General features: G+C 52.7%; 19 protein-coding genes and 1 other annotated feature. Of the genes, 16 read left to right on the plus strand and 3 right to left on the minus strand.

Annotated features, from left to right (window positions below):
* The first annotated feature begins 137 nt into the window (after positions 1-137).
* The 4 genes from CKF42_RS11390 to CKF42_RS11405 all read left to right on the plus strand — a co-directional run bounded on the left by CKF42_RS11390 (position 138) and on the right by CKF42_RS11405 (position 4,270).
* A complete protein-coding gene (locus tag CKF42_RS11390) occupies positions 138-497 on the plus strand; it encodes a GtrA family protein (RefSeq protein WP_111208224.1) in 360 nt (119 codons plus the stop codon).
* The gene (locus CKF42_RS11395; protein ID WP_111208225.1) at positions 494-1,417 is read left to right on the plus strand and encodes a glycosyltransferase family 2 protein; all 924 of its coding nucleotides are present in this window, start codon (positions 494-496) and stop codon (positions 1,415-1,417) included. The genes CKF42_RS11390 and CKF42_RS11395 overlap by 4 nt, the downstream gene beginning before the upstream one ends.
* 41 nt (positions 1,418-1,458) lie before the next feature.
* Positions 1,459-2,709: a glucosyl transferase gene (locus tag CKF42_RS11400; RefSeq protein WP_111208226.1), complete on the plus strand. Its 1,251-nt coding sequence runs from the start codon at positions 1,459-1,461 to the stop codon at positions 2,707-2,709.
* 136 nt (positions 2,710-2,845) lie between these two features.
* On the plus strand, positions 2,846-4,270 hold the full coding sequence (locus CKF42_RS11405; protein WP_255420969.1) for a glucosyltransferase domain-containing protein: 1,425 nt from the start codon (positions 2,846-2,848) through the stop codon (positions 4,268-4,270).
* A 197-nt stretch (positions 4,271-4,467) separates the two neighbouring features.
* Here CKF42_RS11405 and CKF42_RS11410 read toward each other — a convergent pair whose 3' ends face one another.
* Positions 4,468-5,295: an NAD-dependent epimerase/dehydratase family protein gene (locus CKF42_RS11410; RefSeq protein WP_111208228.1), complete on the minus strand. Its 828-nt coding sequence runs from the start codon at positions 5,293-5,295 to the stop codon at positions 4,468-4,470.
* Between the two features lie 179 nt (positions 5,296-5,474).
* On the opposite strand from CKF42_RS11410, the gene hisL reads away from it, so the two are divergent.
* The 12 genes from hisL to CKF42_RS11470 all read left to right on the plus strand — a co-directional run bounded on the left by hisL (position 5,475) and on the right by CKF42_RS11470 (position 15,554).
* Positions 5,475-5,522 (plus strand): his operon leader peptide, encoded by a 48-nt coding sequence (gene hisL, locus CKF42_RS11415; RefSeq protein WP_100396937.1) that lies wholly within the window; start codon positions 5,475-5,477, stop codon positions 5,520-5,522.
* Positions 5,498-5,618 (plus strand) — a sequence feature (His leader region). Its footprint overlaps the gene before it by 25 nt.
* Before the next feature lie 48 nt (positions 5,619-5,666).
* Positions 5,667-6,566, plus strand: coding sequence for an ATP phosphoribosyltransferase (hisG, locus tag CKF42_RS11420; protein ID WP_111208229.1), 900 nt, complete (start codon positions 5,667-5,669; stop codon positions 6,564-6,566).
* 3 nt (positions 6,567-6,569) lie between these two features.
* A complete protein-coding gene (hisD, locus tag CKF42_RS11425) occupies positions 6,570-7,874 on the plus strand; it encodes a histidinol dehydrogenase (protein ID WP_111208230.1) in 1,305 nt (434 codons plus the stop codon).
* Positions 7,871-8,947 carry a histidinol-phosphate transaminase gene (hisC, locus tag CKF42_RS11430; protein WP_009089314.1) on the plus strand — a complete coding sequence of 359 codons (1,077 nt, stop codon included), beginning with the start codon at positions 7,871-7,873 and terminating at the stop codon, positions 8,945-8,947. Before hisD ends, hisC begins: the two co-directional genes overlap by 4 nt.
* Entirely contained in the window at positions 8,944-10,011 is a 1,068-nt protein-coding gene (gene hisB / locus CKF42_RS11435) for a bifunctional histidinol-phosphatase/imidazoleglycerol-phosphate dehydratase HisB (RefSeq protein WP_111208231.1), read from the plus strand. The genes hisC and hisB overlap by 4 nt, the downstream gene beginning before the upstream one ends.
* Positions 10,011-10,601: an imidazole glycerol phosphate synthase subunit HisH gene (gene hisH / locus CKF42_RS11440; protein ID WP_111208232.1), complete on the plus strand. Its 591-nt coding sequence runs from the start codon at positions 10,011-10,013 to the stop codon at positions 10,599-10,601. The genes hisB and hisH overlap by 1 nt, the downstream gene beginning before the upstream one ends.
* Positions 10,601-11,338, plus strand: a complete 738-nt coding sequence (gene hisA / locus CKF42_RS11445) for a 1-(5-phosphoribosyl)-5-[(5-phosphoribosylamino)methylideneamino]imidazole-4-carboxamide isomerase (RefSeq protein ID WP_111208233.1) — start codon at positions 10,601-10,603, stop codon at positions 11,336-11,338. The genes hisH and hisA overlap by 1 nt, the downstream gene beginning before the upstream one ends.
* Positions 11,320-12,096, plus strand: coding sequence for an imidazole glycerol phosphate synthase subunit HisF (gene hisF, locus CKF42_RS11450; protein ID WP_009089307.1), 777 nt, complete (start codon positions 11,320-11,322; stop codon positions 12,094-12,096). The genes hisA and hisF overlap by 19 nt, the downstream gene beginning before the upstream one ends.
* Positions 12,090-12,701 (plus strand): bifunctional phosphoribosyl-AMP cyclohydrolase/phosphoribosyl-ATP diphosphatase HisIE, encoded by a 612-nt coding sequence (gene hisIE / locus CKF42_RS11455; protein ID WP_009089305.1) that lies wholly within the window; start codon positions 12,090-12,092, stop codon positions 12,699-12,701. The genes hisF and hisIE overlap by 7 nt, the downstream gene beginning before the upstream one ends.
* A gap of 114 nt (positions 12,702-12,815) precedes the next feature.
* Entirely contained in the window at positions 12,816-13,292 is a 477-nt protein-coding gene (locus tag CKF42_RS11460; protein ID WP_058956675.1) for a YbaK/prolyl-tRNA synthetase associated domain-containing protein, read from the plus strand.
* A gap of 66 nt (positions 13,293-13,358) precedes the next feature.
* Positions 13,359-14,150, plus strand: a complete 792-nt coding sequence (locus CKF42_RS11465) for an ABC transporter substrate-binding protein (RefSeq protein WP_111208234.1) — start codon at positions 13,359-13,361, stop codon at positions 14,148-14,150.
* A 105-nt stretch (positions 14,151-14,255) separates the two neighbouring features.
* A complete protein-coding gene (locus CKF42_RS11470; RefSeq protein ID WP_111208235.1) occupies positions 14,256-15,554 on the plus strand; it encodes a succinylglutamate desuccinylase/aspartoacylase family protein in 1,299 nt (432 codons plus the stop codon).
* A 35-nt stretch (positions 15,555-15,589) separates the two neighbouring features.
* On the opposite strand, the gene gndA is transcribed toward CKF42_RS11470, so the two are convergent.
* Positions 15,590-16,999, minus strand: a complete 1,410-nt coding sequence (gndA, locus tag CKF42_RS11475; RefSeq protein ID WP_111208236.1) for an NADP-dependent phosphogluconate dehydrogenase — start codon at positions 16,997-16,999, stop codon at positions 15,590-15,592.
* A 192-nt stretch (positions 17,000-17,191) separates the two neighbouring features.
* On the minus strand, positions 17,192-18,007 hold the full coding sequence (locus CKF42_RS11480; RefSeq protein ID WP_111208237.1) for a glycosyltransferase: 816 nt from the start codon (positions 18,005-18,007) through the stop codon (positions 17,192-17,194).
* Between the last annotated feature and the right edge of the window lies 1 nt (position 18,008).

Consider the following 18,008-nt stretch of genomic DNA (forward strand, 5'->3'; position numbering starts at 1 on the left):
GTCTTCGCACATCCAAATCCTGCTCCAGATGCACATAACCCCTCTCTGCATGAACTGGGAAAATGGCCTTAACAATTTCTTGATCCTGGCGCTGCCAGGTGTCAGGATTTGCACCTCACTTTTTACAGAACTTTGCCATGCTGAAACTTTTTGCACGATACATGTCAGTTGGTGTGATTAACACGCTTATTCACTGGGTTACCTTCGCCATCTGTGTAGAAAAGGGGTTACAGCAGTCACTGTCCAACTTTATTGCATTCTGCGTTGCTGTCACCTTCTCTTTCTTTGCAAACGCAAAGTGGACGTTCAGTTCAGAAGCCACAACGATCCGCTACATCATGTATGTGTTTTTCATGGGCATGGTGGCCGTCATGATTGGCTCCTATGCTGACCGGATGAAGGTCAATCCGGTCGTAACCCTTATCGTCTTCTCAGCAATAAGTCTGGTATGTGGCTTTGTCTATTCGAAGTACATCATTTTTCGAGATAAGAAATGAAAATATCGCTTGTTGTTCCCGTCCTGAATGAGCAGGAAGCCCTTCCTGTTTTCTATCAGACGGTAAGAAATTACACGCCGCTTGCAGATGATGAAATTGAGATTGTTTTCATCAACGATGGCAGTACAGACAATACAGAATCTCAGATTCAGGCGATCATGAAAAATGACGCGTTAGTCAAATATGTTTGCTTTACGCGAAATTTTGGCAAAGAACCCGCCCTGTTTGCAGGCCTTGAGGCCTCGACCGGAGATGTGGTTATTCCTATCGATGTAGACCTGCAGGATCCCATCGAGGTTATCCCGCTTCTGATCTCGAAGTGGAAAGAAGGCGCAGATGTTGTGCTTGCTAAACGGGTTGATCGCTCATCCGATAGCCATCTGAAGCGTAAAAGCGCTGAATGGTTCTATAAATTACACAACATGATCAGCAAACCGCAGATTGAAGAGAATGTGGGTGATTTCAGGCTGATGTCCCGCCATGTGGTTGATAACATCAAGCTGCTGCCTGAGCGAAACCTGTTTATGAAAGGTATTCTTTCATGGGTGGGTGGAACAACAGAGGTAGTCGAATACACGCGCGCTGAACGCGTCGCTGGGTCGACAAAATTTAATGGATGGAAACTCTGGAACCTTGCGCTGGAAGGTATAACGTCATTCTCTACGTTTCCTTTACGCATGTGGACCTATATCGGTTTCTTTGTTGCCGGGCTCTCGTTTTTTTATGGCGTGTGGATGATTGCAGATAAGCTGATCTGGGGAAACCCTGTAGCCGGTTATCCGTCAATTCTGGTTTCGATTCTTTTCCTGGGCGGCATTCAGCTAATTGGTATCGGTGTGCTGGGAGAATATATCGGCAGGATTTATATCGAGACCAAGCAACGCCCGAGATACATTATCAGAAATGATAGCGATATTTAGGGAAAAGGTTTGATAACTTTTTTAATGTTCAGGCGGAACTCATGAATTTAGAAATTAAAAAAAACAAAAAGTATCTTCTCAACGCCACAATATTTTTAATTATTGTTTTTCTTATAATAATGAGAAGGCCAGACATTATCTCAAACGCGCAACCCTGGGCTGAAGATGGCAGGTTTTGGTTACAGGACGCATATAACAACGGCATATTTAACACGCTTTTCATGCCTGAAAATGGTTATTTTCAGACTATATCTCGCCTGACCTACAGTATTGCTCTGCTTTTTGGTTTAAGTAAAGCTGCCTTAGTCGCTAACATAATAGGTATTTTAATCAGAGCTTGTTTCATTGCATTCATACTTTCAAGTCGTATTAAGTTTGCTCCTATAGCTTATCGGGCAACTGTTGCACTTTACGTTCTTTTGATGCCAAACGTTGCAGAAGGTTATCCAAATATCACCAATATGCACTGGTATCTTTCAATGTATCTTCTCTGTGTAATAATGTCTGAAAGGCCGGAGTCAACAGCATGGAAGATACACGATTATGTTTTATTGATAGTCAGTGGGCTAAGTGGGCCATTTGTAATTTTCATCGCTCCGTGTCTACTCATGAAGCGAGTATGCCAACATGGCGGAATTGTTAACGCCGTTAGGAAAATTAACTCCTTCGATATCGTTTTTACACTTTGTTTTTTAATTCAATTATATACAATTCTAACTTCATCTGGCGCTACCCGTTCATCGGCCCCTTTAGGCGCAAGTATTCAGTTATTCTCTGATATTACTTTTTATCGCATTATTCGTGGCGCTCTTATTGATAACACCTGGAAGCCAGGCATAAATGGCAATCAGGCATCCATTGCGTTAAATGTAATAATAATAACATCCATATTATATTATGCTTTAAAATCAGGATGGCGCTATAAGTCCATACTTCTTTTTCCATCACTGATGCTCGGATTTGCTCTTGCTAAGCCAATGATGAGCATGACAGACCCACAGTGGCCTTTATTTTTATCACCCTTGGGCGGAGAACGATATTTTTTTGTGACAAACATAGCCTTTTTCAGCTTTATAACTTTTCTGACAAGCAAAACAAAGAGGCCAGCAATCGCATTGTTGTGCCTGAATATTTTAATGGCGACAATGTACATCAGACATTTTCATATATATCCTTATTTTGAAGTTGGCTATAAAGAGCAAATCAGATTGTTTGAAAATTCCCCACCGGGAACTGAAGCAGATATAAGCATTAATCCACCAGGTTGGAAAATGCATCTGATCAAAAAGTAATGAAACTTGCCCTTTTAGGGCATTTTTCTTTACTGAAAGTAAAATTCACCTAGAGATTTTTCTGATGGAACTTAAAGCCGCCTTAAAAAAAGAAACTCTTTTAGTTTAATTCATATCATCGTTATTAGTATTATTCATCGTTTACTTTTTTGAACTTACCCACTTCACCCTATCTATTGATGAGGAATTTAGTAATAATATTGCTCACACTATCAGTATGGGTCGGTGGGGACATGTGTTGCTCAAATCAACAATCTTTCCTGAGCCATTTATTACATTTTATACTGAAATATTGTCTCTGGTTATACTTGCCCTTTCATGCTCTGTTATCTCAAAAACGTTAGGCCTAAATACGCAACAGTCTGTATTTTTCTCGATTCTTTACTCTGCCCTGCCTCAGTTTGCATATCAGCTAGAATTCTCTAACCAATCAGATACATTAGCTACAGCCGTGCTTCTATCCTCTGTATCAACTTATCTTACATTAAGAAAAAAAGGATTTTTACTGAGTATTATAACACCTGTAATCGCATTAACATTTTCCGTTTCGATTTATCAGTCTATAATTTTCCATCCTGTATCAATCATTGCTTCTTATATTTGCTATGCTATTGCCAACAACAAGTCTGATTTAACATTCAAAAACATCGTGTTCAAACCTGTTATTGTAATGATTGTTGCTGCTGTCGCCTATTCATTACTGACAAAGATCATTCAATGGCATTTTGGTAAAAGTTCAGAGTCATACTTTCTCAACATGATTGGCTGGATTCATCAACCCGTAAATGAAACTATAAAGTCTATAGTAGCATTCATAATTGATTATTTTTCTTTTAATGCCCCTTATGGGCTGAGTATCTATGCCTTTTCGTTACTTTTTCTTGTTGTAATTTTTGTCAGCCCCATTAAAAACCGCTTTGTTTTTCTGCTTTCAGCAGCCGCTGTAATACTATCGCCGTTCCTGATGAACGTAATAATCGGCGGATTCTTGCCTCCCAGAGCGATGAATTGCCTTGCTATATCTTTCGCAGCATCGGGTGTTATCCTATTTACTCTCTATGCTGAAAAGAGGATTTTATGGGCTGTTCCTGTGATTGTTTTACTCTATGGAACCGCTTCATCCAGCAAACTCTTCTACACCGGTTATCTCTCTTATAATCAGGATTATAATGTGTCGTCTTTTATTGCTAACGACATATACAAATATGTTGGTACGCCACCAGACAGGCCAGTCAGGATCTATTTCTATGGTGCACTCAACGTTGACTCGGTTGATAAACCTACCAACCACGACATGTTTGGAAGCTCTTTCCTCAACTGGGATGCCGGAAACTCCGCACGAATTTCGGCTTTTATGAATGCTACCGCAATAGCAAAAATAATTCCGACTTCCTTTGATGAAATAAAGCCAGAGATTGAAAAAATAAACTCAGCTCCGTTATGGCCTGCTAAAGATTCGGTATTTAAAATTAATAACGTTGTCGTAGTTAAGCTGGGTTCAACTCCGGGCAACTGCATCAATGGCGTATCTGAAAGCACAGATCCTACTCGATGCTTGTAAAATGAAAAGCCGCGGGGAGGGCTTATCGTTGTGAGGTAAGTGACGGTCACCGCTGCCTGCCCGACTGAACTACCGGATTTCAAACGGGCACGGTTAGCCCCGGTATCTTGCTACAAGTATGTTGTAACTACAAAATAGTCAGAACAGGAGAAGATGCAGCGGGAGCAGCCGGCTCCCGCAAAACGGTGTTCAGCGCCTTACTCCAGCGGCATCTTCACCGGATCGTCATAGCGATATTCAAAGCCCAGTTCGCTGCAGATACGCGACCCGTCAATCAGCTTACCGCTCTCTTTCACTGCCTCGGGCGCGAACTGAGGCGGCTGCAGCCCAAGCTGGCGCGTCACCGCCGGGTAAAAGGTGTCACGGGAGGGGTGCTTCGGCGCACAGAGGTTATAGGTCCGGCCCCCTTTCGGCGACTGCAGCAGCAGCGTAATGGCCTCAACCACATCATCGAGGTGCACCAGATTGACGCCCTGCGAACCATTAGCCACATCCTGTTTCCCCGCCAGGAAGCGTCCCGGATGGCGTTTGGGCCCGACCAGACCCGCCAGACGAACAACATCGACGCTGGTGCCAGGCAGATCGTGCAGCCAGTTTTCCAGTTTCACCAGCGTCTTTCCGGCGACGGTTTCGGCAGTCAGCGGGCTGTTTTCCCGCTTAGGCCCGGAGCTGCTGCCATACACAGAGGTGGAGCTGGTAAAGATAATGCGTGGCACCCTGTAAACCAGCGCGGTATCGACCACATTCTGCACCGCCTGCAGATAGGCCTCGCCCCCTTCTGCGGTGCGGCTGGCGGGCAGCGTCACGATCAGCGCATCAACATTGAACAGCGGTTCGATATCGGCGGCATCACACACCAGCTCAGGCGTCAGCTCCAGCTGAAAGGCCTCAATGCCGCAGCGGCGGGCCGCCTCAACACCGTCCGGCGTAGTTTTACTGCCTGTTACCTGCAAGCCCCGCGCCGTTAACGCCGTGGCCAGCGGCATGCCCAACCAGCCCAGTCCCACAATCGCGACCTTCTTCATATTGACTCCTGACGTAAAACATCCACCCTGACTTCACCGTAGTTTGCCCCCGGATTGCAAACCAGGACAACCTGTTTCAGTGCTTTCCGAACCGGGCCTATAAAAAAGTGTTGCCAACGGCACGCATCTTCGCTAGGTTAAACCCCACAAATGAATACTCATTCATCGACGAGATTATTATGACACGCGTTCAGTTTAACCATCATCACCACCATCATCCTGACTAGTCTTTCAGGCGATTGGTGCTGGAAGACTTTCAAGATCTTCCAGTGGTGCGAACGCAAGAAAACCCCCGGAAGATCGTCTTCCGGGGGTTTTTTTATGGGCTGACGTAACCACACATTCAGGACAGGATTAAGAGGACAGGAACCATGTTAGATAACACCCGTTTACGCATAGCTATGCAGAAATCTGGCCGTTTAAGTGATGATTCACGCGAACTGCTGGCGCGCTGCGGCGTTAAAATCAACCTTCAGCAACAGCGCCTGATTGCGTTTGCGGAGAACATGCCCATCGACATCCTGCGCGTGCGCGATGACGATATTCCTGGCCTGGTCATGGATGGTGTGGTCGATTTAGGCATCATCGGTGAGAACGTGCTGGAAGAGGAGTTACTCTCACGCCGGACGCAGGGTGAAGACCCGCGTTATTTTACCCTGCGCCGCCTCGACTTCGGCGGCTGCCGCCTGTCGCTGGCGATGGGAACCGATGACGAGTACACCGGTCCGCAGTGCCTCGACAACGCCCGTATCGCCACCTCCTATCCGCACCTGTTAAAGCAGTACCTCGATAAAAAAGGCGTCAGCTTCAAAACCTGTATGCTGAACGGTTCCGTTGAAGTTGCGACCCGCGCCGGTCTGGCTGACGCCATCTGCGACCTGGTCTCCACCGGGGCCACGCTGGAGGCCAATGGCCTGCGTGAAGTGGAAGTGATCTATCGTTCAAAAGCCGTCCTGATTCAGCGCGACGGCGAGATGCCTGCCGCCAAGCAGGAGCTGATTGACAAGATGATGACCCGTATTCAGGGCGTGATCAAAGCGCGCGAATCGAAGTACATCATGCTGCACGCGCCGAGTGAGCGCCTTGAAGAGGTGATCAGCCTGCTGCCTGGCGCAGAGCGCCCGACCGTGCTGCCGCTGGCGGGAGATGTCAGCCGCGTGGCGATGCACATGGTCAGCAGCGAAACCCTGTTCTGGGAAACGATGGAAAAACTGAAGTCACTGGGTGCCAGTTCGATTCTGGTGCTGCCAATTGAGAAGATGATGGAGTAAGCCATGGCCTTTTCTACCCCGATTGAATGGCAGCAGTGCACCCCGGAACAGCAGCAGGCGCTGCTGTTACGTCCTGCGATTGCCGCCTCTGACAACGTCACACAGACGGTGCGCGACGTCCTGGAGCAGGTGAAGTCCGGTGGTGATGAGGCGCTGCGCCAGTTCAGCGCCCGGTTTGACAAGGCGCAGGTTGACCATCTGCGCGTGACCCCGCAGCAAATCGCAGAAGCCAGCGCCCGTCTGAGTGACGCGCTGAAGCAGGCGATGGCTGTGGCGGTGAAGAATATCGAAACCTTCCACAATGCCCAGATCCTGCCGCCCGTGGATGTGGAAACACAGCCTGGCGTGCGCTGCCAGCAGATTACCCGTCCGGTGAAATCGGTCGGGCTCTATATCCCCGGCGGTTCCGCCCCGCTCTTCTCAACCGTGCTGATGCTGGCAACACCGGCACGCATCGCCGGATGCGGGCGCGTGGTGCTCTGTTCACCTCCGCCGATTGCCGATGAGATCCTTTATGCCGCGCAGCTGTGTGGTGTTGAAGAGGTCTTTCAGGTGGGCGGCGCGCAGGCTATCGCCGCCATGGCTTTCGGCACGGAAACAGTGCCGCGCGTGGACAAGATTTTTGGTCCGGGCAACGCATGGGTCACTGAGGCAAAACGTCAGGTGAGTCAGCGCCTGGATGGCGCGGCAATCGATATGCCGGCGGGTCCCTCTGAAGTGCTGGTGATCGCCGATGAGGGGGCGACGCCCGCGTTTGTCGCCTCTGATCTGCTTTCTCAGGCGGAGCACGGCCCCGATTCACAGGTGATTCTGCTGACGCCTTCCCTGAAGCTGGCTGAGGCAGTTGCGGAGGCGGTTGAACAGCAGCTGGCACAGCTTCCGCGTGCAGCCACCGCCCGTCAGGCGCTGGAGAGCAGTCGCCTGATCGTGGCGCGTGACCTTGAAGAGTGCGTGGCGATTTCTAACCTCTACGGCCCGGAGCACCTGATTCTGCAGACCCGTCAGCCGCGCGAGCTGGTGGACACCATCACCAGCGCCGGTTCCGTCTTCCTGGGCGACTGGTCGCCGGAGTCGGCGGGGGATTACGCGTCAGGCACTAACCACGTCCTGCCAACTTACGGTTACACCGCGACCTGTTCCAGCCTGGGACTGGCCGATTTTCAGAAACGCATGACGGTGCAGGAGCTGACGCCGCAGGGTTTCCTGAACCTGGCCGCGACGATTGAAACCCTGGCCGCCGCTGAGCAGCTGGATGCCCACAGGAATGCCGTCACCCTGCGCGTTGCCGCACTGAAGGAGCAAGCATGAGTCAGGATATTGAGCAGCTGGCGCGCGCCAATGTGCGCGCGCTGACCCCCTATATGTCGGCGCGTCGTCTGGGTGGTAACGGCGATGTCTGGCTTAACGCCAACGAGTTTCCGCTGCCGGTGCCGTTTGAGCTGTCGCAGCAGACGCTGAACCGCTATCCCGAGTGTCAGCCGAAAATCGTGATTGAGCGCTATGCCGCCTACGCAGGCTTAACACCCGAGCAGGTGCTGGTGAGCCGCGGCGCGGATGAAGCCATTGAACTGATCATGCGCGCCTTCTGTGAGCCGGGTCAGGATGCGATTCTGTTCTGTCCACCGACCTATGGCATGTACAGTGTCAGCGCCGAAACCATCGGCATCGAATACCGCACCGCTCCCGCGCTGGACGGCTGGCAGCTGAACCTGCCCGCGATTGCAGAGCAGCTGGAAGGCGTTAAAGTCGTTTATCTCTGCAGCCCCAACAACCCGACCGGTAACCTGATCAATCAGGAAGATATCCGTCAGTTGCTGGCAATGACCGCCGGAAAAGCGCTGGTCGTGGCCGATGAGGCCTATATTGAGTTCTGCCCGCAGGCGACCCTGACCGGATGGCTTAAGGATTATCCGCATCTGGTGATCCTGCGTACGCTCTCGAAAGCCTTTGCGCTGGCAGGCCTGCGTTGTGGCTTTGCGCTGGCGAATAAGCCGGTGATCGACCTGCTGATGAAGGTCATTGCCCCCTACCCGCTGGCGACCCCCGTGGCCGACGTTGCGGGTCAGGCACTCAGCGAGCAGGGTATCGCCCTGATGCGTGAGCATGTGGCGCAGCTGAATGCCAGTCGCGGCTGGCTGCTGGATGCACTGGCTCAGCTCAGCTGCGTGGAGCAGGTTTTCCCCAGTGAAACCAACTATGTGCTGGCGCGCTTTACCGATTCGCCCAGGGTCTTCAAAACCTTATGGGATCAGGGCATTATCCTGCGTGATCAAAACAAAAACCCAGGCCTGTCGGGATGCCTGCGCATCTCTATCGGCACGCGTGAAGAGTGCGAACGAGTGATCGCCGCGCTGCAAGCCTTTTCTGTGGAGCAAGCATGAGCCAGAAGACCCTTTTTATTGACCGCGATGGCACCCTTATCTCTGAGCCGCCTGAAGATTATCAGGTTGACCGACTGGATAAGCTGGCGTTTGAGCCAGACGTTATCCCGGCGCTGCTGGCGCTCCAGGCCGCCGGTTATCGGCTGGTGATGATCACCAATCAGGATGGTCTGGGCACCGCCAGTTTCCCGCAGGCGGACTTCGATGGTCCGCACAATCTGATGATGCAGGTGCTGACCTCACAGGGTATCGCGTTTGATGATGTGCTGATCTGCCCGCATATGCCGGACGACCACTGCGATTGCCGCAAGCCGAAAATCAGAATGGTGGAAGCCTGGCTGGCAGAAGGCGCGCTCGATACCGCCAACAGCTACGTCATCGGCGATCGCCTGACCGACGTTCAGCTGGCGGAGAACATGGGCATTCAGGCTATCCGCTACGGCGCAGATGGCCAGAGCTGGCAGACCATCCAGCAGCGTCTGACCCAGCGCGATCGTCATGCGCTGGTGCAGCGCAACACCAAAGAGACGCAGGTTCGGGTTGAACTGTGGCTGGACCGCGAAGGCGGCAGTAAGATCAATACCGGCGTGGGCTTCTTCGACCACATGCTGGACCAGATTGCGGTGCACGGCGGTTTCCGCATGCACATTGAAGTGAAAGGCGATCTCTACATTGACGATCACCACACGGTGGAAGATACCGGTCTGGCCCTGGGAGAAGCGCTGCTGAAAGCACTGGGCGACAAACGCGGTATTGGCCGTTTTGGCTTCGTGCTGCCGATGGACGAATGCCTGGCGCGCTGTGCGCTCGATATCTCCGGCCGTCCGCACATCGAGTTTAAAGCCGAGTTCAACTACCAGCGCGTGGGTGACCTCAGCACCGAGATGGTCGAGCACTTCTTCAGCTCGCTCTCTTACGCCATGATGAGCACCCTGCATCTCAAAACCAAAGGCAAGAACGACCATCACCGTGTCGAGAGCCTGTTCAAAGCCTTTGGTCGTACGCTGCGCCAGGCGATTCGCGTAGAGGGTAATACCCTGCCGAGCTCGAAAGGAGTGCTGTGATGAACGTGGTGATCATGGATACCGGGTGCGCCAACCTCTCCTCAGTGAAATGGGCGATTGAACGTCTGGGCTACCGCCCGGAAGTCAGCCGCGATCCTGATGTGGTCCTGCGCGCTGACAAACTGTTTCTGCCGGGCGTTGGCACCGCGAAGGCGGCGATGACGCAGCTGGAAGAGCGTGACCTGATCGATCTGGTGAAAGCCTGTACCCAGCCCGTGCTGGGGATCTGTCTGGGGATGCAGCTGCTGGGACGCGGCAGCGATGAAAACGGCGGCGTGCCGACGCTGGGCATTATTGATGAACCGGTTTCGTTGATGGACACGCAGGGTCTGCCGCTGCCGCACATGGGCTGGAACCAGATTACCGCGCAGGCGGGCAATCACCTGTTCCGCGGCATCGACGATGGCAGCTATTTCTACTTTGTTCACAGCTACGCCATGCCGGTCAACGCCAGCACCATCGCACAGTGTCACTACGGCGAAGCCTTCACCGCAGCGGTGCAGAAGGATAACTTCTTCGGCGTCCAGTTCCACCCGGAGCGTTCGGGCAAAGCGGGCGCACAGTTGCTGAAAAATTTCCTGGAGATGTAATGATTATCCCCGCGTTAGATTTAATCGACGGTAAAGTCGTTCGTCTGCATCAGGGCGATTATGGGCAGCAGCGCGATTACGGCAGTGACCCGCTGCCACGTCTGCAGGATTACGTTCGTCAGGGCGCAACCGTTCTGCATCTGGTAGATTTGACCGGCGCGAAAGATCCGGCGAAGCGTCAGATCCCCCTGCTGAAAACCCTGCTGGAAGGGGTGGATGTGACGGTGCAGGTCGGTGGAGGCATCCGCAGCCGTGACGATGTGCACGCCCTGCTGGAAGCCGGTGCCAGTCGTGTGGTGGTGGGTTCCACCGCCATCAAACAGCCGGAAGAGGTCAAACGGTGGTTTGCCGAGTTTGGCGCTGAGGCGATCGTGCTGGCGCTGGATGTGCGTATCGACGCAAGTAACCGTAAAGAAGTGGCCATCAGCGGCTGGCAGGAAGCGGCTGGCGTGACGCTGGAAGAGGTGATTACCGATTTCCAGCAGGTGGGCCTGAAGCACGTGCTCTGCACGGATATCTCCCGTGACGGCACCCTCAGTGGCTCCAACGTCGCCCTCTATAAGGAAGTGACCGCACGCTTCCCGTCCGTCGCCTTCCAGTCCTCTGGCGGCATTGGCGAACTTAATGATATCGCCGCCCTGCGCGGCAGCGGTGTTCAGGGCGTTATTGTCGGTCGTGCGCTGCTGGAAGATAAATTCACTGTTTCGGAGGCGATCTCATGCTGGCAAAACGGATAATTCCCTGCCTTGATGTGCGTGACGGCCAGGTGGTCAAAGGCGTACAGTTTCGTAATCACGAGATCATCGGTGACATCGTGCCGCTGGCCCAGCGCTACGCCGCCGAAGGGGCCGACGAACTGGTGTTCTACGACATCACCGCCTCCTCCGATGGCCGGGTCGTGGACAAGAGCTGGGTGTCGCGGGTAGCGGAAGTCATCGATATTCCGTTCTGCGTAGCGGGCGGTATCAAAACCCCCGAAGATGCGGCGCGTATCCTGGAATTTGGTGCGGATAAGATTTCGATCAACTCACCGGCGCTGGCTGACCCGACGCTGATCACCCGCCTCGCGGACCGTTTCGGCGTGCAGTGTATTGTGGTCGGGATCGACACCTGGTTCGATGAGAGCAGCGGCAAATATCAGGTTAATCAATACACCGGTGACGAAGCGCGCACCCGCGTGACCCAGTGGGAAACGCTGGAGTGGGTGCAGGAAGTGCAGAAGCTGGGCGCGGGTGAAATCGTGCTGAACATGATGAATCAGGATGGCGTGCGTAATGGCTATGACCTGGTGCAGCTGAAGAAAATGCGGGATGTCTGCAAGGTGCCGCTGATCGCCTCTGGCGGCGCAGGTACGATGCAGCACTTCCTGGAAGCCTTTACCGAAGCCAATGTTGATGGGGCGCTGGCCGCCTCGGTATTCCATAAGCAGATTATTAATATCGGTGAGCTGAAGAGCTTCCTGATCGACAACGGAGTGGAGATTCGCGCGTGCTAACCGAACAACAACAGGCTCAGCTCGACTGGGACAAAACAGAAGGCATGATGCCGGTCATCGTGCAGCACAATGTCTCAGGCGAAGTCCTGATGCATGGCTACATGAATCCGGCGGCACTGGAAAAAACGCTGGCTGAAGGCAACGTCACCTTTTTCTCCCGTACCAAAAACCGTTTGTGGACCAAAGGTGAAACCTCCGGCAACTTTCTGCAGGTGGTCAGCATTACGCCAGACTGCGACAACGACACGCTGCTGATCCTGGCCAATCCGATTGGCCCGACCTGCCATCTGGGCACCAGCAGCTGCTTCTCCCCCGCGGCACCGGAGTGGACCTTCCTTTACCAGCTGGAGCAGCTGCTCGCTTCGCGCAAAACAGCCGATCCGGAGAGCTCTTACACCGCCCGCCTCTACGCCAGCGGCACCAAGCGTATCGCGCAGAAAGTGGGTGAAGAAGGGGTGGAAACCGCGCTGGCGGCAACCGTCAACGACCGGCATGAGCTCACCAATGAAGCCTCAGACCTGGTCTATCATCTGATGGTGCTGTTGCAGGATCAGGATCTCGACTTCAGCACGGTGATCAATAACCTGCGCGACCGCCATCAGTAAATGTGCAACAACCTGCTCAGAATACCGTTTTTATGCGGATTCTGAGCAGGATTCTTCTCACATCCTGCACCGCTCCCCTTTCGTGAACACCGCCCATCTACCCGGGAGAAGACCATGACCACCCATGAAAAGTTAATCGCCCTTCTCGACCAGCATCAGGCGCGCTATCGCCTGATGGAGCATGAGGCGACCGGTAAATGTGAAGCCGTCGCGGCAATACGCGGCACCGAAATCGGTCAGGGCGCGAAAGCGCTGGTCTGTCATGTCAAAGGCAACGGCGTTAAACAGCATGTGCTGGCCGTGTTACCCGCCGATCGGCAGGCCGATCTGAATAAGGTTGCCGACGCGGTGGGCGGACGACGCGCGTCACTGGCCAGTCCGGCAGAAACCGACCAACTGACCGGCTGCGTATTCGGGGCGATACCGCCGTTCAGCTTTCATCCCGACCTCCGACTGATTGTGGACCCCGCGCTGTTTGAACGTTATCCGGAGATCGCATTTAACGCCGGTCTGCTGGAGCGCTCAGTGATCCTGAACACCGAAGACTACCGGGCGCTGTGCAAGGCTGACGTGATAGAGATAACGCAATAATTGCCATCCCGGCAGCCCGGCGATACTCTGCATAATCACTCATCACGACAGAATAAGAGCAAAATCATGAACATTTTCACGCAACGCCTGCGTCAGACGCTGGCTCTCACCCTTCTGGCAGGCTGTGCATTTGGCGCGCAGGCAAAAATTGAACAGGTGCGTTTCGCGGTCGACCCGACCTATCCGCCATTTGAATCGAAAACGCCCCAGGGCAAGCTGGTCGGCTTTGACATTGACCTGGGCAACGCACTCTGTAAACAGATGCAGGCGAAATGCGTCTGGGTCGAAAGCCAGTTTGACGGCATGATTCCCGCGCTGAAAGCACGTAAGTTTGATGCCATCCTGTCAGATATGGGCATTACGGAAGAGCGCCTGAAGCAGATTGACTTTACCGTGCCGCTGTATGACACCCACACGCAACTGATTGCCCGTAAAGGCGCCGGCATCCTGCCCACCGTCGAGTCTCTGAAAGGAAAAACGGTTGGCGTGGAACAGGGAACGGTTCAGGAGCGCTATGCCCTGGCGAAATGGCAGCCTCATGGTGTGACCGTCGTCCCTTATGGCGATCAGGCACAGGTAGAAAGCGATCTGGTTTCAGGCAGGCTGGACGCGGTCTTTACCGATGCGGCACAGGCGGCTATCGGATTCCTCAAACAGCCACAGGGCAAAGAGTTTGAGCTGGCCGGCCCGATTATTCAGGATCCGATCATCGGCCCCGGCACGGCGATTGGCCTGCGTAAAGGCGATACTGAGCTGAAAACCGCGCTGGATAACGCCTTTGCCGACATCAAAAAGAACGGCACCTTTGATGAGATTCAGAAGCGCTACTTCGCCACGGATATCTCTATTCAGCAGTAGTGTCGCAGGCCCCATTTTCGTCCTCACTGCGATCCGGCACTATACTCTAACCTTTTCGGGACGGCGCGCTGTCGTCCTTTGCCGATTAAAGGACATTAACACGGTATGCATCAACAACATCATCCACTGTTAAGCGCCTCTTTAGGCACCCAGCGTGAAATCATCAGCTTTCACTTTGCTCAGGATCATGAGCGTCAGGTCTATATCCAGGCGGCATTGCACGGCGATGAACTGCCGGGGATGGCGGTGGCGTGGTTCCTGAAGCAGCGGCTGCAGGCGCTGGAATCCGCCGGGCAACTCAAAGCCGCCTTTACGCTGGTGCCGGTTGCCAATCCTCTGGCACTGGGCCAGCACTGGCACGGTACTCACCTCGGACGTTTTCATACCCTCTCCGGTCAGGATTTTAATCGCCGTTTCCCCTCCCTGGGCACCACCCTGGCGGCCGGGCTGGCTGAGAGCCTGACCCAGAGTGAATCGCAGAACAGAAGCCTGATCCGCGATGCGATCGATCGCCACTACCGCGATACCGTCCCTAAGACCGAACTGGATGCACAGCGCTACACGCTGATGCGAATGGCCAGCCAGGCCGATCTGATGATTGACCTGCACTGCGACTGGGAAGCTGTACCGCATCTCTACACCACCCCGCATGCGTGGCCGGATATTGAGCCGCTGGCACGCTGGCTGGGCAGTGAAGTGCAGTTGCTGGCGCAAATCTCCGGCGGCGAACCCTTTGATGAAGCCTGCTGCGAACCCTGGCTGACGCTGGCGGAGCGGTTTGGCAAAGATTATCCGATGCCACGCGGGCTGCTGCCGGTGACACTGGAGCTGCGTGGCGTGCGTGATGTCTCGCCTGAGCAGGCGGAAAAGGATGCGGATGCCATTATTTCAGCGTTGCAGGAGGGGGGCTATATCGGCTACAGCGAACCTTCGATTTCTGTGGAAGTGGCCGCGCCCGTTATTGGCGGCGATGAGCTGGTCCCCGCGAGCGCAGGCGGGGATGATGTGGTGGCCATCAATGACGGCTCCATCGGTTTAACCGTACCCGATGCGGCTGAAGCGCCGGGAGAGACTGGCGTGATCAAAGAACGCCATAGTGAGGGTTCTGCGGCCTCCTCCCCTGCCCTGAAAAACCCGCCGACACCTCTGGCTGGCTGTGAATATATTCACTCGCCGGTGTCAGGATTGATTCTGCATCGTAAACCGCTGGGCGCAGAGATTCGTCCGGGAGAGGTAGTGGCTGAGATTGTCGATCCACTGACGGATCACATCACCCCGCTGGTGGCGGAGCATGGCGGTATTCTCTATGCACGGCACTGGGTGAGGTTTGCTACAGCAGGCATGCTGGTGGTGAGGCTGGCGGGAGAGAAAGAGATTCGGAATGGGGATTTACTGGTGGGATAAAAAAAGGGCTTCCCGAGGGAAGCCCTTTTTAGTGATTAATCTAACCACTCGGTGTGGAATACACCGTCTTTATCAATGCGCTTGTAAGTATGGGCACCGAAGTAGTCACGCTGCGCCTGAATCAGGTTAGCAGGCAGGACTTCTGAACGATAGCTGTCGTAGTAAGCAATCGCTGCCGAGAAGGTCGGCGTCGGAATACCGTTCTGGATGGCGTAAGAAACGACATCACGCAGCGCCTGCTGATACTGATCCGCGATATCTTTGAAGTAAGGCGCCAGCAGCAGGTTAGCGATGCCTGCATCGGCTTCATAAGCATCAGTAATCTTCTGCAGGAACTGGGCACGGATGATGCAGCCAGCACGGAAAATCTTCGCGATTTCGCCGTAGTGCAGATCCCAGTTGTTCTCTTCTGATGCCGCACGCAGCTGTGAGAAGCCCTGCGCATAAGAGACGATTTTACCCAGGTACAGAGCACGACGAACTTTCTCGATAAACTCAGCTTTATCGCCGGTGAAGGCCTGCGCCTGTGGACCGCTCAGGACTTTAGACGCCGCGACACGCTGGGTTTTCAGCGAAGAAAGATAACGCGCGAAGACAGATTCAGTGATCAGGGACAGAGGTTCGCCGAGATCCAGCGAGCTCTGGCTGGTCCACTTACCGGTACCTTTGTTCGCTGCTTCATCCAGAATCACATCAACCAGGTATTTACCGTCTTCATCTTTCTTGGTGAAGATATCTTTGGTGATGTCGATCAGGTAGCTGCTCAGCTCGCCGTTGTTCCAGTCGGTGAAGGTTTCAGCCAGCTCTTCGTTATTCAGACCCAGTGCGCCTTTCAGCAGTGCGTAAGCTTCGGCAATCAGCTGCATGTCGCCATATTCGATGCCGTTGTGAACCATCTTCACATAGTGACCCGCGCCATTTGGACCGATGTAAGCCACACAGGCTTCACCATCTTCGGCACGTGCTGCAATCTTATCCAGGATTGGCGCAACCAGCTCATAGGCTTCTTTCTGGCCACCAGGCATGATAGATGGGCCTTTCAGTGCGCCCTCTTCCCCACCAGAAACACCGGTACCGATGAAGTTGAAGCCCTGGTCAGACAGCTCTTTGTTACGACGGATAGTGTCTTTGTAGAAGGTGTTACCACCATCAATCAGAATGTCGCCTTTATCCAGGTGTGGAGTCAGAGAGGCGATAGTCTTATCGGTCGCTTCACCCGCCTGAACCATCAGCAGGATACGACGAGGTTTTTCCAGCGATTCGACAAACTCTTCAACGGTGTAAAAAGGAGCAAGTTTCTTGCCCGGGTTCTCAGCGATGACTTCATCAGTCTTTTCGCGTGAACGGTTGAAGATTGAAACAGTGTAACCGCGGCTCTCAATGTTAAGAGCCAGATTGCGGCCCATCACTGCCATACCTACAACGCCGATCTGTTGCTTGGACATATTTTACTCCTGATCGATATATACAGAGCCGTTCAGCTCTATCCCACTTATGAATTCAGACAATTTTAACTTAGCGATTACCATACAACATTTTTTTAAAGAATGTTATCCGTAACACTAAGGTCGTGTTGAAGGAAAGCACTGCTAAACAATAAGAGAGGCGACAATAAGTAAAATCTCTAACCTGTCTTATTACGAATTCTTACAGTTAAACTGTGAAAGGCATTTAGCGTTAAACTGCTCTCTTTCACGATCGTTAAACCAGCCCCATTTGTTGAAATAACGGACAGCGGAAACAATGTGGTAGAAAAGGAATTTAGCATCCTGGTATGAGCGTCGTTGCGATTCATGCACAACGGTGGATTCAGGACAATACTGGATGCCCAGCCCGGAAGCGGAGACACGCCTGGAGAGATCCACATCTTCCATATAGAGGAAAAAGTGTTCGTCAAATCCATTGGTATGATCGAGCGCCTGCCGGCTGATAAGCATGAAGCAGCCAGAAAGTGAAGGAGCATAAAATGGACGACTATAATCAGCTTGATGCAGCTCATAATCGCTATTTGAAACTTTCATATAACGCGAGCAAAAGCGTCGCATAAATAACTGATAAGGCGTCGGCAACAGCTTACAACTATGCTGAAGAGTTCCATCGGGGTAAATCACTTTAGGAATAGTCAGTGAAAGATTATTTTCTTTAGTAAATCGATAAAGAGAATCAACTTCTCCGCAGCCAAAGCTGATATCAGGATTACAAATCAGCATATATTCACACTGATGCTTATATTCCTGAAAGGCTTTATTATGGCCAGCACCGAAACCTTTATTATTTGCTACAGTTAAAACCGAAACTTTCGGATGAGAATAATCATTTAACCAGTTACAATGACCACCATTGTCAACTATGCAAACTTTATCAATACTTTTCTCAGCCAGCAATGAATCCAGCGTGCGTGAAATATCCTCATAAGCATGACGATACAGGACAAGCGATGCGATTATTTTCACA

The sequence above is a fragment of the Pantoea sp. ARC270 genome, from assembly GCF_003236725.1.
GTDB lineage: Bacteria > Pseudomonadota > Gammaproteobacteria > Enterobacterales > Enterobacteriaceae > Pantoea > Pantoea anthophila.